This is a genomic window from Enterovibrio sp. QJM3NY_24 (genome assembly GCF_057786035.1).
The window spans coordinates 902,318-925,148 of the sequence record NZ_CM173519.1 but is presented as its reverse complement, the minus strand read 5'-3'; the positions used below and the strand labels follow the sequence as shown (position 1 = coordinate 925,148).

20 protein-coding genes are annotated in these 22,831 nt (G+C 48.1%); 9 read left to right on the top strand and 11 right to left on the bottom strand.

What is annotated here, in order from left to right; all coding sequences use genetic code 11:
• Nucleotides 1-14: 14 nt before the first annotated feature.
• Together AC3CIC_RS04015 and yfbV are read right to left on the bottom strand one after the other, a co-directional pair.
• Nucleotides 15-1,586, bottom strand: coding sequence for a cryptochrome/photolyase family protein (locus AC3CIC_RS04015; protein ID WP_488515401.1), 1,572 nt, complete (start codon nucleotides 1,584-1,586; stop codon nucleotides 15-17).
• A gap of 349 nt (nucleotides 1,587-1,935) precedes the next feature.
• Nucleotides 1,936-2,385, bottom strand: a complete 450-nt coding sequence (gene yfbV / locus AC3CIC_RS04010) for a terminus macrodomain insulation protein YfbV (RefSeq protein WP_017004724.1) — start codon at nucleotides 2,383-2,385, stop codon at nucleotides 1,936-1,938.
• A 418-nt stretch (nucleotides 2,386-2,803) separates the two neighbouring features.
• Between yfbV and AC3CIC_RS04005 the strand changes: the two genes are divergently transcribed.
• Nucleotides 2,804-4,000 (top strand): acetate kinase, encoded by a 1,197-nt coding sequence (locus tag AC3CIC_RS04005; protein ID WP_017005509.1) that lies wholly within the window; start codon nucleotides 2,804-2,806, stop codon nucleotides 3,998-4,000.
• A gap of 153 nt (nucleotides 4,001-4,153) precedes the next feature.
• Entirely contained in the window at nucleotides 4,154-6,301 is a 2,148-nt protein-coding gene (gene pta, locus AC3CIC_RS04000; protein WP_016959362.1) for a phosphate acetyltransferase, read from the top strand.
• 73 nt (nucleotides 6,302-6,374) lie between these two features.
• Here the strand turns inward: pta and AC3CIC_RS03995 are convergent, their stop codons facing one another.
• Nucleotides 6,375-9,206 carry a hybrid sensor histidine kinase/response regulator gene (locus AC3CIC_RS03995; protein ID WP_488515400.1) on the bottom strand — a complete coding sequence of 944 codons (2,832 nt, stop codon included), beginning with the start codon at nucleotides 9,204-9,206 and terminating at the stop codon, nucleotides 6,375-6,377.
• Nucleotides 9,207-9,478: 272 nt separating this feature from the next.
• On the opposite strand from AC3CIC_RS03995, the gene AC3CIC_RS03990 reads away from it, so the two are divergent.
• Nucleotides 9,479-10,579: a response regulator gene (locus AC3CIC_RS03990; RefSeq protein ID WP_017004719.1), complete on the top strand. Its 1,101-nt coding sequence runs from the start codon at nucleotides 9,479-9,481 to the stop codon at nucleotides 10,577-10,579.
• Here the strand turns inward: AC3CIC_RS03990 and AC3CIC_RS03985 are convergent.
• The 4 genes from AC3CIC_RS03985 to AC3CIC_RS03970 all read right to left on the bottom strand — a co-directional run bounded on the left by AC3CIC_RS03985 (nucleotide 10,576) and on the right by AC3CIC_RS03970 (nucleotide 14,453).
• Nucleotides 10,576-11,184: a LysE family translocator gene (locus AC3CIC_RS03985; protein WP_198928787.1), complete on the bottom strand. Its 609-nt coding sequence runs from the start codon at nucleotides 11,182-11,184 to the stop codon at nucleotides 10,576-10,578. The genes AC3CIC_RS03990 and AC3CIC_RS03985 overlap by 4 nt on opposite strands.
• A gap of 143 nt (nucleotides 11,185-11,327) precedes the next feature.
• Nucleotides 11,328-12,707, bottom strand: a complete 1,380-nt coding sequence (locus AC3CIC_RS03980; RefSeq protein ID WP_016959346.1) for a TRAP transporter large permease — start codon at nucleotides 12,705-12,707, stop codon at nucleotides 11,328-11,330.
• A complete protein-coding gene (locus tag AC3CIC_RS03975; protein ID WP_488515399.1) occupies nucleotides 12,704-13,270 on the bottom strand; it encodes a TRAP transporter small permease subunit in 567 nt (188 codons plus the stop codon). Before AC3CIC_RS03975 ends, AC3CIC_RS03980 begins: the two co-directional genes overlap by 4 nt.
• A gap of 73 nt (nucleotides 13,271-13,343) precedes the next feature.
• Nucleotides 13,344-14,453 carry a TRAP transporter substrate-binding protein gene (locus tag AC3CIC_RS03970; RefSeq protein WP_371733045.1) on the bottom strand — a complete coding sequence of 370 codons (1,110 nt, stop codon included), beginning with the start codon at nucleotides 14,451-14,453 and terminating at the stop codon, nucleotides 13,344-13,346.
• Nucleotides 14,454-15,440: 987 nt separating this feature from the next.
• On the opposite strand from AC3CIC_RS03970, the gene metN reads away from it, so the two are divergent.
• From metN to AC3CIC_RS03945, 5 genes are all read left to right on the top strand, one after another.
• A complete protein-coding gene (gene metN / locus AC3CIC_RS03965; protein ID WP_488515398.1) occupies nucleotides 15,441-16,475 on the top strand; it encodes a methionine ABC transporter ATP-binding protein MetN in 1,035 nt (344 codons plus the stop codon).
• Nucleotides 16,465-17,157 carry a methionine ABC transporter permease gene (locus AC3CIC_RS03960; RefSeq protein WP_016959342.1) on the top strand — a complete coding sequence of 231 codons (693 nt, stop codon included), beginning with the start codon at nucleotides 16,465-16,467 and terminating at the stop codon, nucleotides 17,155-17,157. Before metN ends, AC3CIC_RS03960 begins: the two co-directional genes overlap by 11 nt.
• A gap of 50 nt (nucleotides 17,158-17,207) precedes the next feature.
• Nucleotides 17,208-18,020 (top strand): MetQ/NlpA family lipoprotein, encoded by an 813-nt coding sequence (locus AC3CIC_RS03955; RefSeq protein ID WP_371733046.1) that lies wholly within the window; start codon nucleotides 17,208-17,210, stop codon nucleotides 18,018-18,020.
• 146 nt (nucleotides 18,021-18,166) lie between these two features.
• Complete coding sequence (locus tag AC3CIC_RS03950; RefSeq protein ID WP_488515397.1) at nucleotides 18,167-18,931, top strand: sulfite exporter TauE/SafE family protein; 765 nt, start codon at nucleotides 18,167-18,169, stop codon at nucleotides 18,929-18,931.
• Nucleotides 18,932-18,939: 8 nt separating this feature from the next.
• On the top strand, nucleotides 18,940-19,215 hold the full coding sequence (locus AC3CIC_RS03945) for an Rdx family protein (RefSeq protein ID WP_016959339.1): 276 nt from the start codon (nucleotides 18,940-18,942) through the stop codon (nucleotides 19,213-19,215).
• A 40-nt stretch (nucleotides 19,216-19,255) separates the two neighbouring features.
• Here AC3CIC_RS03945 and AC3CIC_RS03940 read toward each other — a convergent pair whose 3' ends face one another.
• Genes AC3CIC_RS03940 through AC3CIC_RS03925 form a run of 4 tightly spaced genes read right to left on the bottom strand, consistent with a single transcriptional unit; the run spans nucleotide 19,256 to nucleotide 21,535 of the window.
• A complete protein-coding gene (locus tag AC3CIC_RS03940) occupies nucleotides 19,256-19,651 on the bottom strand; it encodes a CBS domain-containing protein (protein ID WP_016959338.1) in 396 nt (131 codons plus the stop codon).
• Nucleotides 19,648-19,998, bottom strand: a complete 351-nt coding sequence (locus AC3CIC_RS03935) for a P-II family nitrogen regulator (RefSeq protein ID WP_016959337.1) — start codon at nucleotides 19,996-19,998, stop codon at nucleotides 19,648-19,650. Before AC3CIC_RS03935 ends, AC3CIC_RS03940 begins: the two co-directional genes overlap by 4 nt.
• Nucleotides 19,998-20,804 carry a DUF1538 domain-containing protein gene (locus AC3CIC_RS03930; protein WP_016959336.1) on the bottom strand — a complete coding sequence of 269 codons (807 nt, stop codon included), beginning with the start codon at nucleotides 20,802-20,804 and terminating at the stop codon, nucleotides 19,998-20,000. Before AC3CIC_RS03930 ends, AC3CIC_RS03935 begins: the two co-directional genes overlap by 1 nt.
• Nucleotides 20,801-21,535, bottom strand: a complete 735-nt coding sequence (locus tag AC3CIC_RS03925) for a DUF1538 domain-containing protein (protein ID WP_016959335.1) — start codon at nucleotides 21,533-21,535, stop codon at nucleotides 20,801-20,803. The genes AC3CIC_RS03930 and AC3CIC_RS03925 overlap by 4 nt, the downstream gene beginning before the upstream one ends.
• Before the next feature lie 291 nt (nucleotides 21,536-21,826).
• Here AC3CIC_RS03925 and AC3CIC_RS03920 point away from each other — a divergent pair, with 291 nt between their 5' ends.
• The gene (locus tag AC3CIC_RS03920; protein WP_488515396.1) at nucleotides 21,827-22,720 is read left to right on the top strand and encodes a TIGR01777 family oxidoreductase; all 894 of its coding nucleotides are present in this window, start codon (nucleotides 21,827-21,829) and stop codon (nucleotides 22,718-22,720) included.
• Nucleotides 22,721-22,831 lie beyond the last annotated feature (111 nt).

The following is a 22,831-nucleotide window of genomic DNA, read 5'->3' as shown; positions in this document are numbered from 1 at the left end:
ATCAGGCTCGCCCGCTATAACTGCTCAATGGCTTGTAGGCTTCGAGCCGCTTTGTCTAACACCGCTTGTTTTTGCTCGTCAGTCTTCTTATTCCAGTTCGCATACACCATTTTGGTTCTTGGGTTGCCGCCAAAATCGTCTTGGTGTTTATCCATAAAATGCCAATAAAGCGCGTTCAATGGGCAAGCGTCATCTTCGGTGGTTTTCGCGACCTTGTAGTGGCAGTTCGTGCAGTAGTCGCTCATTTTCTTCACATAATTACCGCTTGCTGCGTACGCTTTCGACCCCACGATACCGCCATCAGCAAACTGGCTCATGCCGCGTGTATTGGGAAGCTCCACCCACTCAATCGCATCGATATAAATCCCGAGATACCACTCGTCAACTTGCTCAGGGGCAATGCCCGAAATCAGGCAAAAGTTACCGGTGATCATCAAACGTTGAATATGGTGCGCGTAGGCGTAATCGAGTGACTGTTCGATCGCGTGTTTCATGCAGGCCATTTTGGTGTTGCCCGTCCAAAACCATGACGGCAAATCGCGCGTAGCAGACAAACTATTCAGCGTGGCGTACTCCGGCATGTTCACCCAATAGATGCCACGAATGAACTCGCGCCAACCAATGATCTGGCGAACAAAGCCTTCCACTTGTGCCAAGGTGATTTCATCGGGTCGTGTGTGATAGTGATGAATCGCCGCGTCCACCACATGCTGAGGGCTCAAGATTTTGCTGTTTAGCGCAAACGACAGCCTAGAGTGATACAGGCTCCATTGTTTGTGCTTGCCTTCCTCATCGATCTGCCCAGTCATCGCATCTTGGAAGCGTCCAAAGTTAGGTAAGCAATGCTGGCAGAAAAAAGTCAGTAATTCGTTCGCTTGCGTGCGTGTTATCGGCCACAGTAGATTTGAGTCAGGTTTTCCGATCACCTTGATTTCGTGGCGCTCAATGCGCGCGAGAATGTCAGTGACATCATGACCAAACAGCAGTGGCTCTGGTACATCGTCGATGTCTTTCGCTTTGAGTTTGTTTCGATTATCAGCATCGTAGTTCCATTGTCCGCCTTCAGGTTTTTCGCCGTCCATCAACACATTGAAGCGCACACGCATCTTGCGGTAGAAGGCTTCCATGCGGTGTCGCTTACCTTGTTTAAAGTCGCGGGGAAGTTCTTGGTCAGAAAGGTAGAAATGCTCTGACTCAACCACATTGGAAGCAATAGACAACGAGGATGCAAATACCGACAGTTGTTTCCTCAGACGATACTCATCCGGCAATTGGTATTCGAATGCACTCACGCCATGTTGCTCAATGAGGTGGGTAAGCAAGGCCGGTAAATCCGGGAATGGCGCGGTGTCGTCCAAGGTGAGGTGCAAGACTCTGTGCCCTGCGTGTTGCAATGCCCGTGCGAATGCAGACATGGCGGCGAAAAAGGCACAGACCTTTTGTACATGATGAGGCACATAGCTGGATTCTTGGTGAAGCTCGGCGATGACATACAAGGTGTCATCATCTTGCTCCGTAAACCAAGAGTGACTGGCGTTAAGCTGGTCTCCAAGAATCAAACGTAATCGAGAACAGGTTGCATTCATTGGGTGCTCACTCAGTCCGACGCATCAGTGCGTTTGGAATGGGTACGAAACCTGATGATAAATGGATTGTTCTTTTTGTTTATTAACTGACTGTTTTATCGAGCATCCAGATAGTAGCGCTTAGCTCCGCACCTCCACCGATGAACAAACCGCCAAGGAATCGCAGGTGTATTGGGTTTTGGCAAACTGAGTTTTAGACATGAAACTTAGTGTTAAATCACTTCAGGCAGCGTAAGTACAGGGACTCCATCACCTGACGTTGGCGGTTTAGGGCTGAAAACAAAAACGCCTCGATTCATAATCGAGGCGTTTCTTCATTCTACGGATCGCTTAATAAATGCCTAGGCAGTTAGAACCAGCGTTCCAGTGACGATTTATCTAATTGCTTGAACGCGCGATTCAAGGTTTGCGCCAGTTCTTTGTAACGAGGGCGACTTTTGATGGGTTGTACTGCCCCACCTTCACTCACAATTTTCTCGTGCAGCTCGCGATACCAACCCGCCAATGCCGGCGGAAGTTGCGTGTCACGACGTCTTCCCAGCCACCACATACCCTGTAGTGGCATACTCAATGCGAACAACGCCATGATCATTGCTTGAGGCAAGCCTGAGTAATTATTAAAGGCCATTTGCATCAACACACTCATCACTGCGACAGCAGGCATCACTTTGGTAGCAAACTGTGTTGCTCGAATCACCCGGTTTTCTGGGAACATAGGGGCCAATTCTTTTCGGATTGGCCATTCCGTCATGTATTTTTGACCATCACGAAAACTGTTCCACATCGATTTATTGCTCATACGGTGCATACCTCTCAGCGATGTCTCTGTATTGTCAGCTAAAATCCTGCTGCAAGCTTTAAAATAAAGTTTATAAACATTAATTCAAATCAATAATGACTTAAAAATTTTTGTTATCTGCCGCAAGTATCGCTATCCTTAGCCGACCTAAATCAATTGTTGCTCGGATTTGATTATCTCGCAACCACAGAAACGCCAAATGGATGACCGGCAGCGCAACAAATCACCAACGATGGTGAGCCTGTAGGTTAGTCTGTCTGGCGTTTTTCGTTGCATATCAGGGACCGATGAGCGATGCATCTATTCCGCGACAAATTTTTTGCTTATTGCTTTTGTGAGAAGAATAGTGACTTTTTTATCTACTATCCTTCTCCGATTAGTTAACAAACTCTATTTTACATCGAATAGGTAGTATTAAATGTCTAAGCTGGTTCTTGTTCTTAACTGCGGCAGCTCATCGCTGAAATTCGCTATCATTGACGCACAAACAGGTGATGAGCACCTGTCTGGTCTGGCTGAGTGTCTACACCTGCCAGAAGCTCGCATTAAGTGGAAATTGGACGGCAAACACGAAGCTCAATTGGGCGAAGGTGCTGCACACAAAGAAGCACTGAGCTTCATCGTTGAAACCATTCTGGCTTCTAAGCCTGAACTGGCAGAAAACTTGGGCGCAATTGGTCACCGTGTTGTTCACGGTGGCGAGCAGTTCACGCAATCTGCACTTATCTGTGACAGCGTTCTGAAAGGCATTCAAGATGCGTCTAGCTTCGCACCGCTTCACAACCCAGCACACCTTGTTGGTATTGAAGCGGCTAAAGCTGCATTCCCAGAGCTGAAAAACGTTGCAGTATTTGACACAGCGTTCCACCAAACTATGCCGGAAGAAGCGTACCTATACGCGCTGCCATACAAGCTGTACAAAGAGAACGGTATCCGTCGTTACGGCATGCACGGTACTTCTCACTTCTTCATCGCGCAAGAAGCAGCAAACCTACTTGGCAAGCCAGTTGAAGAACTCAACATCATCAACTGTCACCTAGGTAACGGCGCATCTGTATGTGCAATCAAAAACGGTAAATCTGTAGACACTTCAATGGGTATGACGCCGCTTGAAGGTCTGGTCATGGGTACGCGTTCTGGTGATCTTGATCCTGCTATCATTTTCCACCTGCACGATGCACTGGGTTACAGCGTTGAGCAAATCAACAACATGCTAACCAAAGAGTCTGGCCTTGCGGGTCTGACTGAAGTGACTTCTGATTGCCGTTTCGTTGAAGACAACTACGGTCAGAAAGAAGAAGCAACCCGTGCGATGGACGTATTCTGTCACCGTCTTGCTAAATACGTAGCCGGTTACACTGCATGTCTTGACGGTCGTCTTGACGCAATCGTATTCACTGGCGGTATCGGCGAGAACTCTGGCCCGATCCGTGAATTGGTTCTGAACCGTCTGGCTCTGCTGGGTGTTGAAGTTGACCAAGCACGCAACCTGAAAGCACGTTTCGGCGGCGAAGGCGTTATCACTACAGATAGCAGCCGTGTTCCTGCGATGGTTATCTCTACCAACGAAGAACTGGTTATCGCTCAAGATACTGCACGTCTGACGGGTATTTAATCAGTATTTGACGTGAACTTGCGACTGGTCAATGCGATCAGTCGTTTCAATTTGGCATAGTAATAGGCCACATTGAACACATTAACAAAGCCTGCCTCGCGCGGGCTTTGCTCCTGACGTAGTAAAGAGGAATTAACCGTGTCCCGTACTATTATGCTCATTCCAATCGGCGCTGGCGTTGGCCTAACAAGCATTAGCTTAGGCGTATTGCGTGCGATGGAACACAAGGGCGTTCGCGTTTCGTTTTTCAAGCCAATCGCGCAACCTCGCCATGGCGACAATCAGCCTGACCTGACCACCACAATTATCGAAGCTAACAGCAGCATGAAAGTGGCTGTGCCACTCAGCATGGCAAAAGCTGAAGCGCTGATCCGTACTGACCAAAATGATGTGTTGATGGAAGAAATCATCGCACGTTTCAAAGAAGCCACTGCTGATACAGAAGTCGCGCTGATTGAAGGTCTAGTACCGACACGTAACCACCCGTTCGCTAACCAAGTGAACTACGAGATCGCGAAAACACTGGATGCGGAAATCGTGTTCGTGGCGACGCCGGGTACGGATAACCCATCGCAGCTTCGTGAGCGAATTGAGGTTGCGGTATCTAACTTCGGTGGTTCGAAGAACAAAAACATCTCTGGTTTGATCATCAACAAGCACAATGCGCCTGTTGACGAAGAAGGCCGCACTCGCCCTGACCTGTCTGACATCTTTGACGAGTCAAACGCGGCGAAACCAACCAACGTAGAAGTGATGGAGATTTTCAACTCTAGCCCTATCCGCGTTCTTGGTTGTGTGCCTTGGAGCATCGATCTTATTGCAACACGTGCAAGCGATTTAGCAGCGCACTTGAAAGCTGAGATCGTAAACGCAGGTGACATTAATACGCGTCGTATTAAGAGCATCACGTTCTGCGCACGCTCTATTCCAAACATGATCGAGCACTTCCGTCCGGGTTCACTGCTGGTGACTTCAGCAGACCGTCCTGACGTTATCGTAGCGGCATGTCTGTCTGCGATGAATGGTCTTGAAATCGGCGCCCTGCTGCTAACTGGCGGTTACAACATCCCAGAACAGCTTCAAGGTCTTTGTGCGCGTGCGTTTGAATCTGGCTTGCCTGTATTCACCACCAAAGGTAACACTTGGCAGACATCTCTGAATCTTCAGAGCTTCAGCCTAGAAGTGCCTGCTGACGACAAAGAGCGCGTTGAGTTCGTTAACGAGCACGTAGCAAGCCACATCGACGGCAACTGGATTGAATCGCTTTCTGAAGGTTCTGTTCGTGCGCGTCGTCTGAGCCCACCAGCGTTCCGTTACCAGCTTACTGAGCTTGCTCGTAAAGCCGCTAAACGTATCGTTCTGCCTGAAGGCGACGAGCCACGTACAGTGAAAGCAGCATCAATTTGTGCTGAGCGTAAAATCGCTGAGTGTGTGCTTCTGGGTAACCCTGATGAAATCCGTCGCGTAGCCGCTCAACAAGGTGTTGAACTTGGCGCTGGCGTCACCATCATCAACGCTGACGAAGTGCGTGAAAATTACGTCGCGCGTTTGGTTGAGCTACGTGGTTCGAAAGGCATGACGGAAGTTGTGGCTCGCGAGAAGCTAAAAGATTCAGTATTCCTTGGCACCATGATGCTTGAAGCGGGTGAAGTTGACGGTCTGGTTTCTGGTGCGGTTCATACCACAGCAAACACCATCGTTCCTCCGTTCCAAATCATCAAAACAGCCCCTGATGCATCTATCGTATCTTCAATCTTCTTCATGCTTCTGCCTGATCAAGTGCTTGTATACGGTGACTGTGCGATCAACCCAGATCCAACGGCTGAGCAACTTGCTGAAATCGCTATTCAATCTGCTGATTCTGCAGCGGCATTTGGTATCGACCCTCGCGTTGCAATGATCTCATACTCTACCGGTGAATCTGGTAAAGGCGCAGACGTTGATAAAGTGCGTGAAGCAACAAAACTGGCACAAGCGAAACGCCCTGATTTGATCATCGACGGTCCGCTTCAGTACGATGCAGCAATCATGGAAAACGTAGCCGCTTCTAAAGCGCCTAACTCTCCTGTTGCGGGTAAAGCTACCGTGTTCGTCTTCCCAGACTTGAACACCGGTAACACCACGTACAAAGCGGTACAGCGTTCTGCTGATTTGGTTTCTATCGGTCCTATGCTGCAAGGCATGCGTAAGCCGGTAAATGACCTGTCTCGTGGCGCACTGGTAGACGATATCGTTTACACCGTGGCACTGACTGCGATTCAAGCGAAACAAGCTGACGACGCGGAAGCGGCGGCAGAATAAGCCACGCGCTTATTGATAAAAAAAGCCGATGCTGATGCATCGGTTTTTTTTTGTCTTGAGATTACCCGCTGTATCAGCCGGTCTTTTTCTTGAGCTCTTTAAGGTGGTCTTCTGCAGTCAGAAAATCAAATTGGCCTATCGCCTCTTGCAAACGCTGGAATTCCTCAAGCTGGTTGCACCATTGCGGCAGGGCTTTCGCCAAAACAGTCACCTTATCCTGCACCTCAATATCAAACTCCTGCAAACTGACTTGCAACGCATTAAGCTGCTCAACAAGATAAGCATCAAGCGGTTTGATTTCTTCGTCAACTTGCGGCTCAGGCGTTTCTTCCGCGCTAGCGGCTATTTCATCAAACTTTTCAATCGCAGCGATAATCATCGATTTCAGCACTAGCACTTCACTTTCTGATACTGGCTCGCCCGCGTTATATTTGTCTTCCAACGCAGAGGCGACATCGGCCATTTCATCCGCGCCTATGTTGCTGCCGGCACCTTTACACGAGTGCGCCAAAATGCCTTTCTCGCTGTTGTCATCCGACGTCAGCAATTGCTCGACAGAACTCACCTGAGAATTGAGAAAAAGCGACAGTATTTTGAGATATTTTGCTTTGTTGCCCCCCAAGCGTTTAACGCCGTCAGCAAGATTGATACCAGGGACATTATCCACCATCAGGTCGAACATGGTTTCGGTGTATTCCATTGTTGCTCTCCTTCGGTTTTTTCCTGCCTCATCACCTTGTTGTTGCGGTTGCGATGTGAGTACAATTTCTGGCTCTGGCTCTGGCTCTGGCTCTGGCTCTGGCTCTGGCTCTGGTTCAGGTTTTGATTCTGGTACTAATTCAGCTTCTTTTTGCGTCTCAGCTTGCACCTCAGCCTTAACTTCTGGCTCTGGCTCTGGCGCATGAGACAACGTTTTAGCCATTAACACTGCCTCACTGTCGACTTGGCGCTTTTCATCCAAAGAAGCCGCATGGGATTCTATGGCCGAAGGGGAAACATCGGTTTCTGATGTAACAGACTCGATTGGAGGTGCCGCAGGGTCACCTTTGGTTAGCCAATGAATTAAGCGATCTTTCAAAAGTTCAAAATTGATGGGTTTCGCGATATGCTCATTCATGCCCGCTTCCCGACAGGCCGCCACATCATGGGCATCCGTATTTGCCGTCATGGCTAGAATCGGTAGCGCTGTCATTCCCATTTCTCGGCGGATAATTTTTGTGGCTGTCACGCCATCTATCACGGGCATTTGCATGTCCATCAACACTAAATCGACGGCGTATTCTTTCAGTATTTGAATCGCCTCATCACCATTATTTGCCACCAATACATTGATGGGTAAACACTCCATGGCACCAATAGCGACTTCTTGATTGATCAAGTTGTCTTCAACCAGCAGCACCATGCGATCGCGTATCACCAACTCCCACTCAGGGATATCTTCAAGCTCTAACTCTGAGTCGCGATCATAAGCGCTATGCCTGATTGGGGCGACAGAGTGGCGCTCATCGGTAATAGCACGAAGCAATGCAGAAGGAAGTGTCGGCAGGGCTAGCCATTTAAACGTAAAGGATGGGCGAGTTTCCGGCACATCCAAACAGTGATCGGGGCCAGAAAGCAGCAATACTGATGGCGATGTCTTTAATCCCCCCAGAACTGAGGTCAATAACGACGTCATTTCTGCACTAATACCTGCCCAATCGACGACAATATGTGCGTAGTTCCCTCTTTCTATTCCTTTTTGACACTCTTCTAATTCAGCAAAATCACGACATTGACTGACGTTTGCTCCGGCATAGACAAGTGGGTCACAAATGTTGCCTTGCAGGGTCGTATTGGTTGCTATCACCAACACACTTTTTGTCGTTAATGCGCGCGACCATGCACCACCCAATCGCGTATTTCCCCTCACGCCAGACTGACAAGGCAGCGTGAAAGAAAGCATCGTTCCTTCACCAAGCCGACTTTCCACTTGAATATTGCCGCCCATCAGCGCCACCAACTCTTTCGCCAACGACAAACCGAGCCCTTTCCCCCCCTTGGAGCGAGACGTCGATGAATCGGCTTGAGAAAATGGCTGAAACAACAGATCGAGATCTTTGCGCTTAATACCTATCCCAGTGTCATTGACCGCAAATCGGATCTTCACGTCGTCTTCGCGACGAGACTCAAGCGAAACAGAGATTGTTACTTCGCCCTCGTCAGTGAATTTGATCGCATTATCGCCGAGCGCCATCAATACCTGCATCATGCGAACGGTATCCGCATCGATCACCTTTGGTATGTTCATGTCGACATTGACACACAACAAGAGGCCTTTTTCATCAGCGCGCTCACCCAATGTCTTAGCTACCGGTGAAAGAATGGTTTCAACATTACATTCCACCCATTCAATCTCGAGGTTGCCCGCTTTAACATTGGTAAAATCTAAGGTGGCATTGACCGCTTCCAACAACGAATGCGCAGAGGTAACAACACGCCGTATGTAGCGCTGTTGCTTGGACTCTAGGCCGCTATCTAGGGCAAGTTGAGACATACCCAAAATCGCATTGAGCGGTGTTCTAAATTCATGAGACATATTGGAAAGAAAATCGCGCTTAGCCTGATGCGATACCTGCGCAGCTTTCTTTGCGATTTGCAGTTCCTTTTCTTTTTGCATTAACGCTTGTCGTTGTTCTCGCAACTCTTCTTGCGCGCGCTTATTCATGACACTGTTGAAGACTAACGCGCCAGCGAGAGCAAGAAGAAGGATAACCAGTAATGTGATGATACTCGTGGCATCAGCCACAACGCTTTGATCAATCGGAGGAAGGTTCGTTCCCGACAAATATCCATGCTCTTCTTTGCCCAAAACAGTCAAAGGAGAAGTCAATGTAAACACACCAAACAATTTTACTAGTTGGGTCATAGTCAGCGTAAAGTGCTATCTCAAACAGCACATTTCCATTATGTCGAATTGCAATCCGCCCGGGTCGAAATCAAAACGGGCACCTACCTTTTTCGCTGAAATACATCATGGGCGAACTGTCAACAAACCAACAAGGCTTTCGTTGGTACATCAAGCATCTGGTTTTGACGCTAAATGCATGTCTCAAATTAAATTAATGTGATTCATAATTGGAACAATAGTAAGAGTAGACCTAGGATTGAATTAGTGAAAAGTGAATCAGGATCCCGTTGATGGAGTCACCGGAAAGCAAACAGAAAAAACGCGCAACCATCCTGGTCGTTGACGATACTCCAGAGAATCTCGTGTTCGTCAGTGAAATGCTGAAAGACAGTTATGAAGTAAAAGCAGCAACGAACGGCCAAACTGCGCTAGCTATCGTCGAGAAGTTTTCTATCGACCTTATTCTGCTGGATGTCGTCATGCCTGGCATGGATGGCTATGAAGTGTGTCGCCAAATTAAAGCGAAAAAGAGTGCATGCGACATACCCGTGATTTTTCTCACCTCAAAATCAAAAGCTGAAGACCAAGAGTTTGGCTTTACCGTTGGTGCTGCGGATTACATTAAAAAGCCATTAAGTCCCCCCATCACGATGGCTCGCATCAAGATCCACTTGGAAAACAAAGCATCGCAAGATTTCCTACACGATCAAAACGAATACCTTGAAGCCGAAGTTCAACGTCGGGTGAAAGAGCTCAGTGTCATTCAAGATGTCACCATCAATGCGTTGGCAAGTCTTGCTGAAACCCGTGATCAGGAAACAGGCAATCACATTGTACGTACACAATATTACGTGAAGATTTTGGCCGACCAGCTCTACCTGCGAGGTAAATATCCAGAACTTGTGACTGCAGAGTACATCACCATGGTCTTTAAAACCGCGCCGCTGCATGACATTGGCAAGGTAGGGATCCCTGATGCGATCTTGCTCAAGCCAGGCAAACTCACAGCAGAGGAATTCGAGATAATGAAAACCCATGCCAAGCTGGGTTATGACGCCATCGTAAAAGCCGAAAAAGAAGTGGACGCGCATTATCCCTTCTTGAGCGCGGCAAAAGAGATTTCTTATGGGCACCACGAGAAATGGGATGGTTCGGGCTATCCGCAAGGTCTGATCGGAGAAGACATTCCGCTCAGTGCGCGACTCATGGCTGTTGCCGATGTATTTGATGCGTTGGTGAGTAAACGCGTTTACAAATCAGCCATGTCGCACGATGAAGCGTTTGAGATCATTCGTGAAGGCAAAGGGACCCATTTTGATCCCATGCTGGTCGATTTGATGTTTGATATGAAAAACGATTTTATTAAAATTGCAGACACCTACAAAGACTAACCAACCGCCAACCAAACACCGACAGCCATCATTAATGTACCTGCAATACGGTTCATCATCCGCACATTTCCACTTTTTTGTAGGAAATGGCGTAACGTGCGCCCACCACTCGCATACAGCATCAAACAGCTAAACTCTGTCATCAAGATTATGCCGATCAGTACCGCTAGCTGAGGAGGAAGTGCAGCTTGAGGGTTAATAAATGGTGGTAGCAAGGACACCATAAATGCCCAGCCTTTAGGGTTGGCAATAGCAGTAACAAACCCTTGCGTTGCCAACGATAGTGGAGAGGTATTTCCATTCACTGATAAGTCATCTGGAATGGCCATTTTTCCGCGAGATAGCCACATCTGAATGCCCAGATAAAACAAGTAGGCACCACCAACGTACTTGAGCACCATGAACAAGCTCGGATAATTGAGCATGATCGCAGCGACACCGACCACTGACGCCAACGAGACCAGCCCAACGCCAATCAGCTCACCCCACATCATATGCAGACTTTTTCTTACGCCAATACTCATGCCGAGCGTCATGGCAAAAGTCATACACATTCCAGGGGTCACTGAAACAAAGAAAAATGTGGGAATAAACACCGCTAACATGGCGATATCAACAGCAGATGTCACGTTATCTCCAGACAAAAGCAAACAAAAAGTCGCTTAGTAGAAACTGAGCAGGGTCATTTCGTCAAGTGTAATTAATGAGAAAAAAAAGCCTCCAAAAGAGGCTTTAAACTCATCAAAATTTATCCGTATACCAATTCAGGCAGCCATGTCGCGAGTGTTGGCCAATAGGCAAGCAAGCCCAGCATTAGAAGCTGAATGAAAATGAATGGTACAACGCCACGATAAATATCAGACGTTGATATGGAATCAGGCGCAACACCTCTCAGGTAGAACAACGAGAAACCAAACGGCGGGGTTAGAAATGATGTCTGCAGATTCAACGCAATCATGATACCCAGCCACACAGGGTCAACACCCATGGTCAGCAGAATCGGCGCTACAATCGGAACAACCACAAAAGTGATCTCGATAAAATCGAGGAAGAAGCCCAATAAGAACAACACCAACATCACCAGTGCCATCGCACCAAATACGCCACCAGGCAGGCTTGTCAGAAAGTCTCTAACAATGTCATCGCCACCAAAACCACGAAATACCAAAGCAAAGAGTGACGCACCAATGAGGATCAAGAACACCATCGCCGTCACTTCAGTGGTGCTACGCAGCACATGACGAAGTATTGACAGGTTAAACATGCCCTTGCTCATTGCCAAAATGATTGCACCCACAGAGCCGACAGACGCGGCTTCTGTCGGTGTTGCTACGCCGCCTAAGATTGAACCCAACACCAGAACAATCAACATCACAGGTGGGAACAATACGGTCAACACCTGCATCCAAAGCTCTTTGCTCACTTTGCGCTCTTCCACTGGGATCGGCGGCACACGCTCAGGTTGCGTAATGGCAACAAAAATAAGGTAAAGAATGTACATACCCACCAGCATGAAGCCTGGGATCAGCGCGCCCAAGAACAAATCACCAACAGTGACGCTGTCTGGCGAAAAAATCCCTTGGTCTAGTTGCGCTTGTTGATACGCAGAGGAAATGACATCCCCCAGCAATACCAAAACAATTGAGGGTGGAATGATTTGTCCCAGCGTTCCCGAGGCGCAAATAATGCCCGTTGACAGCTTGGGGCAATAACCGCGTTTCATCATCGATGGCAACGAGAGCAGACCCATGGTGACCACGGTTGCGCCCACAATACCGGTACTGGCGGCAAGCAGCATCCCAACGATAGTCACGGAAATACCTAAACCACCCGCCAAGCCCCCAAACACTTGTCCCATGGTGTCCAGCAAGTCTTCCGCAATGCGAGATTTCTCTAGCATGACCCCCATAAAAACGAACAACGGAATCGCAACAAGCAACTCATTGGCCAAGGTGCCTTGAATACGGTTGGGTATCGCTTCGAGAAAAGCTGGGTCAAACGTTCCCGTGACTGTCCCAATAAACGCGAACAAGAGCGCAGAACCGCCAAGCGTAAACGCGACGGGATAACCCACAAGGAGGACGCCAAAGGTAAACAGAAAAAGAAATAAAGCGAGGAACTCACTCATAACGCGTGCTCCTCGTCGTGGTCTTCGAGTTGTTTAGCAATGTCTTGATGTCCTGTAATCGTGAGCACTGATTTAAGGGCTTCAGCAATACCTTGTAAAATCATCAAAGCAGGCATCAATAAAATACTGGTTTTAAAAAGGTATTTGGCATCGACGCCACCCGCTTCTTGCGAGCCTTCCATGATTTGCCATGAGACTGCGACGTAATCCCATGCGATATAGAAAATGAACGCGCATGTCGGAAGTAATAAGAACAAAAAGCCAAGCAGGTCGACCCAGGCTTTTTTCTTTTCAGACGCGGGGCGATAAAAAATATCAACGCGAACATGGGCGCCTTTTAACAGCGCGTAAGCAGCGCCAAGCATGATGACGTAGTTGTGAAAATAAAGGACGGATTCTTGCAGAAAAACAGATCCCGAGTTAAACAAATAGCGCATAACGACGACCAAAAAGGTAATCAGCACAATGGCTAACACGAACCAAGAAACAAAACGTCCTGTCCAGTCACTAAAACGATTAATGCCCTTAATGAGGGCAATAAGACGAGGAGAGGCGGTATCCATACTACTACTCTAACTTCAGCCTGTTGGCTCAATGGAAAAGAAAAAGAGGCTGCCATAGACAGCCTCTTAAAGGTTATTGCGGATTACGGGCATTCAACATAGCTTGCTCAGAAATAGCATGCCAATCAATCGCTTGGTCACGGAATGATTTGTAAGAGTTGTACACTTTCTTACTCACTTCATCCACTTCAGCTTGCTCGGCAACCACTTGATCCGCCAAAACTTGCAGTTCACTCAGCACTTCTGCTGGGTAAGGACGAAGTTCGACTTTGTGCTCACCAATCAGGCTTTCCAATGCTGCGTTGTTACGGGCAGTGAACTCAGCCAACATGTCAGCATTCGCTACGCGCGTCGCCGCAAGAACGATAGATTGAAGATCTTTAGGTAGCTTATTAAACGCTTCTTTGTTGATCAGCGCTTCTAGCGTTGTACCTGGCTCATGCCAACCTGGGTAGTAGTAGTATTTTGCGGCTTTGTGCAGACCAAAGGCCAGATCATTGTATGGGCCAACCCACTCAGTCGCATCAATCGCGCCAGATTGCAGTGACGGGAATATCTCACCACCGGGCAGCAATACTGGTGTACCACCCGCACGTTTCAACACTTCACCGCCAAGGCCTGGAATACGCATTTTTAGACCTTCTAGATCGCCAATGGTATTAATTTCCTTGTTAAACCAACCACCCATTTGCACACCGGTGTTACCCGCAGGCATAGGGATGATACCGAAAGGTTCATAGGCTTCAGCCCAAAGCTCAAGACCACCACCGTTGTAGATCCAACCGTTCATTTCTTGTGCTGTCAGGCCAAAAGGAACCGCTGCAAAGAACTGACCTGCAGGCGCTTTGCCTTTCCAGTAGTAACCTGCACCGTGACCCAGTTCCGCGGTTCCGCGCGAAACTGCATCAAACACGTCGAGTGCACCAACAAGTTCCCCTGCGCCGTATACTTTCACGTCCAAACGCCCATCACTCATCTCGGTGATTAGCTCAGCAAGGTTATTTGCACCTGTACCTAGCCCTGGGAAGTTTTTCGGCCAAGTCGTTACCATTTTCCAACTGATTTTTTCCTGTGCTGCTGGCTGAGCCTGCGCACTTGCTTCCTGCTTTTCTTCACCACAACCAGATAGCAGCACACTCAGTGCGACTGCTGTTGCGGCAAGAAACGAACGACGTTTGTACATGAGAGTTATCTCCTTGCTTGGGAAAGGCGAAAGGTTTAGCAGTACTGAAGGTTTACATCAAAAAGTAGGTACTGCCTTACTAACACGACACTCATCAATCACACCGATGAGTTAATGGTTTGTTACGATAACTTTACCTATTATCGCGACCAGCAAGTAGTAAAAGGGCAAGGTTGTTTGAAGTTGGTCAAACAATGATCACTAGAAATATAAACATATGATAGATAACACGCTCTGTGAGCGACCAATTACGTGCTACGCCGCGTCAACCTTATCCCTGCGCGTTGTGTTTACATTTTTTGGTAGAGACGAAAATGCCTTCCCACAGGAAGGCATGTCGTCGTGTTTTTTGGCGAAAAAAAAACGTTTTCGCGTTAACTTAACGCATCTTTAAATGTCACCATATATCGGCAAATCAACGCATCAATGACCCTCAAAGTCACCTTGACGACCCAAGCCATTGGAAACGCAATATCCTGAAAACGATGCTGCAAACAATGACGTTCCACAACCCGATTTTTCCGATGGCGATAATGCCCTCAACGCAAGGCGAGCGAGAAAATATCAACGGTTTTGAAGCATGTTGCGTGCGGAAGAGTCGAGTAGGTCCATATTCATTAAGCGAATAGAATTGACGAAAGACCTTAGTGTAAATCGACATTAGAAACGTGCTTCAGTGCAAAAACTAAGCAGTTGGTTCACGAACAACAGAAATTTAATTACAAACCGTTCAGGTTTGGGTATTTCTATAGAGCACTTCCCCGTAAGCATCCTGCCTTACTGGACTTTTCTTAAAATACAGTCTTTGTACTTCCCTCAAAACACGTCAAAAAAACCTCAAATAAACGTATAGACGTCTAGCCGTAAAAATATCTATTGACTTGTCGTTCGACTATAAATAGCATCAAATTCCAGAGTGAAGAACAAAAGCAACGATTATCACTACATTTTAACGATTATTTAACACAATTTTGTCCAGGATGGATTATGATCGAAATTAGTCAGGTTAATAAAGAATTCAAGCAGGGCGTGAAAACAATTCATGCTTTGCGTGATATTGACCTTCACATTCCACAGGGCAGAATTTTTGGGGTTATCGGCGCATCTGGCGCAGGTAAAAGCACCTTGATTCGTATTGTTAACTTGTTGGAACGCCCAACAAGCGGAAGTGTGAGCGTCGATGGTGTTGAACTCACCCGCCTTTCAGCGTCAGAGCTGACGCGAGAACGCCAAAAGATCGGCATGATCTTCCAGCACTTTAATTTGCTCTCTTCCCGCACTGTATTTGATAACGTGGCGTTGCCACTCGAACTAGCAGGCAAAGAACAGGCAAATATCCAAAAGAAAGTGACCGAGCTACTCGAACTGGTCGGCCTTGAAGACAAGCACGATACTTATCCGGCGAATCTGAGCGGCGGTCAAAAGCAACGCGTGGCGATTGCGCGCGCACTCGCCAGTGACCCAAAAGTCCTGCTATGCGACGAGGCCACCAGCGCCTTGGACCCTGCCACCACCCATTCAATTTTGAATCTGCTGCAAACGATTAATCAAAAGTTAGGTTTAACTATCTTGCTGATCACCCATGAAATGGATGTGGTAAAGCGCATCTGTCATGAAGTGGCAATTATCGGTGACGGAAAATTGGTAGAAAAAGGCACGGTCGGCGATATTTTCGCCCATCCAAAAACCGAGCTTGCCCGCGACTTTATTCGTGCCACCCTAAATCTGTCGATTCCTCAAGATTACGCAGCGCGTCTGCAAGTTGAAAATACCGGCTCACTGCCGCCCTTGGTGCGTCTTGAATTTACTGGCACCAGCGTGGATGCCCCATTGGTGAGCCAAGTTTCGCGCAAATTCAATATCGATGTGAGCATCCTAAGTGCAGACATGGATTACGCCGGCGGCGTGAAATTCGGCCTAATGCTGGCAGAGTTTTTCGGTGATGCACCAGATGTCACACGCGCATTGGAATACTTAAAAGAACACAACGTCAACATCGAGGTGCTTGGTTATGTCGCTTAATATTGCTGCCATTTCTGGCTGGTTCGCTGAAAACGAACGACTTGTAGGCTTATTGATTGATGCACTCGGCCAAACCCTCACCATGGTGTTTGTTTCAGGTTTCATCGGCTTTGTGTTTGGTATTCCTTTAGGTGTCTTGCTTCATCTGTCCAAACCACGTGGTTTGCTGGAAAACAAGCTACTTAATCGCAGCTTAGGGGCCATAGTGAACATTGGTCGCTCTATCCCCTTCATCATTTTGCTGGTTGCCATCATTCCGTTTACTCGCCTTGTGGTGGGTAGCTCGATCGGCACAGCCGCAGCCATCGTGCCTTTGATTGTTGGCGCTATTCCTTTCATTGCTCGCCTTGTTGAAGGGGCGCTCATCGAAGTGCCTTCAGGTCTTGTTGAAGCGGCGCAAGCAATGGGTGCCACACCGCTGCAAATCATCCGTAAGGTTTTGTTACCAGAAGCCCTGCCTGGCATCGTGAACAGCGTAACGATCACCTTGGTCACGCTGGTGAGCTATTCCGCGATGGCGGGAGCTGTTGGCGGCGGTGGCTTGGGCGATGTCGGCATTCGCTACGGATACCAACGCTTTGATGGCACCGTCATGATGATCACCATTGTCATGCTCGTCATACTGGTGCAAATGATTCAATCGGCCGGTGATTACTTCGTAAAACGGGTCGACCACAGATAAATATAGAAAATCAAAAATAATGGAAATTTAAGCTCATAGGAGATGCGCAAATGACTTTCAATCTTAAAAAAATCGCCACCGCTCTAGGTTTAGCGTCAGCACTAGTACTTACCGGCTGCGGTGAAGAAAAAGCGGTCGATCTGACCAAAGTGAAAATCGGTGTGATGGCGGGTGCAGAAGAGCAAGTTGCCGAAATCGCAGCAAAAGTGGCAAAAGAAAAATATGACTTAGACGTGGAACTGGTGACGTTTACGGATTACGTTTCGCCGAATGCAGCACTGGAAGAAGGCGCCATTGATGCCAATGCTTTCCAGCACAAGCCATACTTGGACCAGCAGATCAGCGACCGTGGTTACAAATTCACTATTGCAGGTAACACCTTGGTTTACCCAATTGCGGGTTACTCAAACACAGTGACGTCTGTTGAGCAAATCCAAGACGGCGCTCAAATCGCGGTACCTAATGACCCAACAAACCTAGGCCGTTCTTTGATTCTTCTTGAAGAGCAAGGCTTGCTGACGTTGAAAGAGGGCGTAGGCCTTCAAGCAACGGTACTGGATATCGTAGGCAACCCAAAGAACTTGGATATTGTTGAGCTAGAAGCGGCGCAACTTCCACGCTCACTGGACGATGTGACCCTCGCAATCATCAACAGCACGTATGCAGCGACTATTGGTCTTTCACAAGAAAAAGACGGTGTCTTTGTTGAAGATAAAGAGTCTCCGTACGTGAACCTGATTGTTGCTCGTACTGACAATGTTCAAGCGCAGAACGTTCAGCAATTCGTTCAGGCTTACCAATCTGATGCGGTATTCAGTGCTGCAATGGACATCTTTGACGGTGGCGCAGTGAAAGGCTGGTAATCACTTACCTTTCATTTCGAACTAAAGCCTGTGCTCGTCACAGGCTTTTTCTTTTCTGTGTTACTGGTAACCATTCTCTCGCCGTGGTATCAACACTCAATCGCAGCATAACGACTGCCAACCAATCTCTTGTTAACTGAGCGAATATGGATATTCTCGCAACCTTTGGCCTATTTGTCGGCTCACTGATCTCAAATACCCTCGCCTCTCTCGCTGGCGGCGGCGCTGGCTTACTTCAACTTCCCCTGTTGTTATTCCTTGGTCTGACATTTTCTATCGCGCTTGCGACCCACAAAGTGGCGTCTGTTGCCCTTGGTTTGGGTGCAGCACTGAAACACTGGAGAAGCGGTAACCTCGACCCCACACTCACGCTTTATGTGGTTTTAGCTGGTGCTGCGGGCGTGATAACAGGTGCGAATCTTATCTTGTTTGTACCCGGTCCTTTGGCAGAAGCACTGCTGGGAGCGCTGATCATTGCGCTCGGTCTCTATTCCCGAATGCGAAAAAGCTTGGGACAAGATGCAGAGCCGAAACATCGTGACACCTTGGGCTTGGTAATAGGCTGCATCGGGTTAAGTGTGATTGGCATACTCAATGGCTCTTTAACCGCGGGGACAGGGCTTTTCGTGACGCTGTTTTTGGTACGATGGTTCGGTTTAGATTACAAACAGGCCGTTGCGCTTACATTGGTCAGCGTCGGTATCTTTTGGAATGGATTAGGGGCGATAACACTTGCTGTCGCCGGCGCCGATATCTACTGGCCTTGGATACCCGCACTACTGGTTGGGTCGTTACTCGGCGGTTACTTGGGCGCTTACATGGCTGACAAGTACAGCAATCAGCTGATAAAAGTCGCCTTTGAGTGGCTCACGTTCGCTATCGGACTAAAACTGCTTTGGAGCGCATGGTAAGGAACATCATGGACAAAATGAATATCGATATTTACTACTGCCGTCAATGCAACTGGATGTTACGATCGTCGTGGATGGCGCAAGAACTGCTTTCTACCTTCAGTGAGGAAATTGGCGGCCTTACACTTCACCCTGATACCGGCGGACGTTTTGAAGTCCACTGCAATGGGGTGATCATTTGGGAGCGCAAACGCGATGGCGGCTTTCCCGAAGCCAAGGTGCTGAAACAACGCGTCCGCGATGTGTTCGATCCTGATCGTGATTTGGGACATAACGACCGCTAAGGCTTTTCCAACCCAACGCGCAGTGATCTCAACACATAGCCTAGTCCGACAACATCCCATACATGACGATACTGTTGTAACTCACGACACCCAAGACTTCGCCATTATCGATCACTGGCGCTCGGCTAATACCAAAACGCTCAAACAGTCGAGCGCAATACTTTACGTTCATGTTTGCCGACACACCCAATGCGGGCTTGGTCATGATCTCATAAATATTAACGCGTTCAGGCGAGCGATTTTGTGACAGTACCTTTTTGGCGATGTCATTCATCAGCACCAAACCGTATTCGTCATTTTCATCACGCTTATCTACCACAAGTGCTTTGATATGCTTATCTCGTGCAATGCGAATTGCCTCAGCAACGGTAATTAATCCGTCTACTACGGCAAAATCATCTTTCATGACGTCACCAACGCGTTTCGTTACTTTCATAATTCATCCCCAATCACGCTACTCAATTCTTGCACTTGATGCGCCACACCGACCGCATCTTCGATATCTAACTGTACGGCAATCCCTTTTCCAGACGTCGCATCAAACTCGCCAACTTGATTAATGGTCTCCAAAATACTGCGAGCGAGGTGCTCTTCCACCACAAAAAGCAGTACGTCACGCTGCACATCAAGGGTCAAACCAAAAAAGGTTTTCTGCTTGGTGAGCCCTTCACCTCGCGCATTGTTAATGACGGTCGCACCCGTCGCTCCTGCCTTCCTTGCGGCATCAAGCACCGCATCGGTTTTTGAATCTTCAATGAAAGCGACAATCAGTTTGAATCGCATTATGGTTCCCTCGTTTCTTTTTGAGCCGATCCGCGTTTTGCTGACCACTCGGTTAACTGTGCATATCCCATGACGGTGATCATTGGGAATAAGCTGGCAAAGGCAATCAAACCAAAACCATCAATTAATGGGCTTCTCCCTGGAACCGTGGAGGCAAGGCCAAGGCCTAGTGCAGTCACTAACGGCACCGTTACCGTAGATGTTGTTACCCCGCCTGAGTCATATGCTAGCGGGACAATAAATTTGGGCGCATAAAAGGTTTGAATAACCACCAATACGTAGCCAGCAATAATGTAGTAATGGATAGGATCGCCGGCGACAATACGATAACAGCCCAACGAGATACCGAACGATACCCCGAGCGCCACTGAAAATCGCAACCCGTTTACACTGATCGCGCCCCCCGACACCTGCGCCGCCTTTATTGCCACAGCGATCAAGGAAGGTTCTGCCACTGTGGTGCTAAAGCCTATGGCCGCAGCAAAAATGTACACCCAATAGTAATGCTGCCAATCCACCACAGCGGGCATGACCGCGCCTTCACCGTATAGAAATTCCGGTGCAGTTAGCTGAATTGCCATCGACTCGCCAAGTGGGAACAAGGCCATTTCGAGCCCCATCAAAAACAAAGACAGCCCTAAAATAACGTAGGCGAAACCGAAAATGATTTTCTTTAGGTTCACCACAGGTTTGCGTAAAACCGCAAACTGAAAGCCAAAAATGATACAGACGATAGGAAATACGTCTCTGACCGTCGAAAGTAAGGTGTCGAAAAAGGTTGGGATAAGGGAAAGGAATAGGGTCATACCGCCACCATCCCGTAAACCATGACGAATATCATCGGGGACAGGGAGGCAAAGGCAATCAAACCAAAGCCATCAATCATCGGGTTGCGCCCTTTAATCACAGTGGCTAAACCAACGCCTAATGCGGTCACAAGCGGCACGGTAATGGTGGATGTAGTCACACCGCCTGAATCGTAGGCGATGCCAATAATATAGCGCGGCGCAACCATGGTCATCGCCACCACCAGCATGTAGCCACCAATGATAATACGGTGGATAGGCCAGCCTTTGAGTATGCGCAACACACCCAACATAATGGCAAAGCCAACCGAAAAGGCGACCGTGAGCCTAAGGCCATTAGCATAGGAAGACTGCGCTTCTTCGGTGAGAGGGATCATCCCCCCTTCAGCAGCCACTTCTGCGGCCTCTGCTGCGACAGCAGTGAGTGCAGGTTCGGCAATCGTGGTACCAAAACCCAGCAGAAACGCGAACACCATTAGCCAAAATACACTGCCTTTTTTCGCCAGCGCGTGAGCCATGGATTCACCGATGGGGAACAAGCCCATCTCCAAACCAAAAACAAAGAACGTTAGCCCCATCACGACGAGAACTAGGCCGATGACAATTGAAATCCAGTCTGGCAACGGCTGCTGCAAGACGACGACCTGAAAAAAACCAATGACCAAGATGATAGGCAACAAATCTTTAAAGCTTCCTAACATCGCGGTGAGCAATGCAGTAAATCCCTTCACACTCATTCCATTTGAATATACTCAAGTCACTAGCGCTTCCCGAGTACGAACGGCAAACCAATAATAAAGACGATATACTCAAACAACCTCAAGATGCTTGAGTATATGCTGTCTTTATAACCCTGAGCCACTGTACAGGTATTTGCCATCCCACAATGTCTATAGGGTGATAAAGGTAACAAGGTTTTCTTTAAAATCGCTATCGTGGTCATTTCTGTATTTGGCGAGATAGTGATCATTTAACCGATTGAATGCATACTAATCTTATCGTTCATCGAAAGGATTATTCCCATGCACATTCTTGTCACTGGGGGAACGGGCTTAATTGGTCGTGCGCTCATCGCTCAACTGGAACATCATCAGGTCACTGTTCTTACCCGCTCACCAGAGATGACCAAGAAAAAGTTACCCAGCAGAGTTCACCTGATTAAAGAGCTGGATGCGCTATCAGACTTCAATGGCATTGACGCGGTCATTAATCTGGCAGGCGAACCTATTGTTGACAAACGATGGACGGAACAACAAAAAGGCATTATTTGCACCAGTCGTTGGGGGATCACTGAAAAACTGGTGAATCATATCCTTGCGGCTGAAACGCCTCCTCATACCTTTATCAGTGGCTCTGCCGTTGGCTATTATGGCGATCAAGGCGATAAAATCGTCGATGAATCACTGAAGGTTGATGCGACTGATTTTGCTCACTCAGTTTGTGCAAACTGGGAAAAAATCGCGATGAAAGCCGATTCAGACCATACCCGCGTTTGCCTGCTGCGCACGGGGATTGTGCTGAGCAAAGAAGGCGGCGCTCTCAAGAAAATGTTATTGCCCTATCAATTCGGACTGGGCGGCTCCATTGGTGATGGCAGCCAGTATTTTCCGTGGATCCACATTAATGACATGGTATCGGGCATTATCTTTCTGCTTGAGCATGCAGAAGCACGCGGGCCCTTTAACCTCACAGCCCCGCATCCCGTCACCAATAAAGCCTTCAGCAAAACACTGGCTGCAACCCTGAAACGTCCTCACCTGCTTTTCACGCCAAAAGTGGCGATATCCTTGATGTTAGGCGAAGCGGGTCAACTGCTGTTAGAAGGGCAACGCGCGATGCCTCGAGCACTAGAAAATCTCGGGTTTGGTTTCGAGTATCCTGACTTGCCGCCGGCATTGGACGATCTGTTGAGTTAGCAACCTGCTACGTGAGCCACCAATCAGCCTAATCATAAATACAGCAAGACCGCGAATTTTCAAAAGAAACAAAAGAGAGAAAAAGAAAGGCACGTTTTCACGTGCCTTTTT

What these genes read in the sequence shown, in the direction of transcription:
- AC3CIC_RS03950 (WP_488515397.1), top strand. Translation starts at nt 18,167, where the DNA reads ATGGATATTCTCGCAACCTTTGGCCTATTTGTCGGCTCACTGATCTCA.
- AC3CIC_RS03980 (WP_016959346.1), bottom strand. Translation starts at nt 12,707, where the DNA reads ATGAGTGAGTTCCTCGCTTTATTTCTTTTTCTGTTTACCTTTGGCGTC.
- AC3CIC_RS04005 (WP_017005509.1), top strand. Translation starts at nt 2,804, where the DNA reads ATGTCTAAGCTGGTTCTTGTTCTTAACTGCGGCAGCTCATCGCTGAAA.
- AC3CIC_RS04015 (WP_488515401.1), bottom strand. Translation starts at nt 1,586, where the DNA reads ATGAATGCAACCTGTTCTCGATTACGTTTGATTCTTGGAGACCAGCTT.
- AC3CIC_RS03985 (WP_198928787.1), bottom strand. Translation starts at nt 11,184, where the DNA reads ATGTTAGCGGTGTTTATTCCCACATTTTTCTTTGTTTCAGTGACCCCT.
- AC3CIC_RS03960 (WP_016959342.1), top strand. Translation starts at nt 16,465, where the DNA reads ATGTCGCTTAATATTGCTGCCATTTCTGGCTGGTTCGCTGAAAACGAA.
- AC3CIC_RS03930 (WP_016959336.1), bottom strand. Translation starts at nt 20,804, where the DNA reads ATGACCCTATTCCTTTCCCTTATCCCAACCTTTTTCGACACCTTACTT.
- AC3CIC_RS03940 (WP_016959338.1), bottom strand. Translation starts at nt 19,651, where the DNA reads ATGAAAGTAACGAAACGCGTTGGTGACGTCATGAAAGATGATTTTGCC.
- pta (WP_016959362.1), top strand. Translation starts at nt 4,154, where the DNA reads ATGCTCATTCCAATCGGCGCTGGCGTTGGCCTAACAAGCATTAGCTTA.
- AC3CIC_RS03975 (WP_488515399.1), bottom strand. Translation starts at nt 13,270, where the DNA reads ATGGATACCGCCTCTCCTCGTCTTATTGCCCTCATTAAGGGCATTAAT.
- metN (WP_488515398.1), top strand. Translation starts at nt 15,441, where the DNA reads ATGATCGAAATTAGTCAGGTTAATAAAGAATTCAAGCAGGGCGTGAAA.
- AC3CIC_RS03955 (WP_371733046.1), top strand. Translation starts at nt 17,208, where the DNA reads ATGACTTTCAATCTTAAAAAAATCGCCACCGCTCTAGGTTTAGCGTCA.
- AC3CIC_RS03995 (WP_488515400.1), bottom strand. Translation starts at nt 9,206, where the DNA reads ATGACCCAACTAGTAAAATTGTTTGGTGTGTTTACATTGACTTCTCCT.
- AC3CIC_RS03970 (WP_371733045.1), bottom strand. Translation starts at nt 14,453, where the DNA reads ATGTACAAACGTCGTTCGTTTCTTGCCGCAACAGCAGTCGCACTGAGT.
- AC3CIC_RS03935 (WP_016959337.1), bottom strand. Translation starts at nt 19,998, where the DNA reads ATGCGATTCAAACTGATTGTCGCTTTCATTGAAGATTCAAAAACCGAT.
- AC3CIC_RS03990 (WP_017004719.1), top strand. Translation starts at nt 9,479, where the DNA reads ATGGAGTCACCGGAAAGCAAACAGAAAAAACGCGCAACCATCCTGGTC.
- AC3CIC_RS03945 (WP_016959339.1), top strand. Translation starts at nt 18,940, where the DNA reads ATGGACAAAATGAATATCGATATTTACTACTGCCGTCAATGCAACTGG.
- yfbV (WP_017004724.1), bottom strand. Translation starts at nt 2,385, where the DNA reads ATGAGCAATAAATCGATGTGGAACAGTTTTCGTGATGGTCAAAAATAC.
- AC3CIC_RS03920 (WP_488515396.1), top strand. Translation starts at nt 21,827, where the DNA reads ATGCACATTCTTGTCACTGGGGGAACGGGCTTAATTGGTCGTGCGCTC.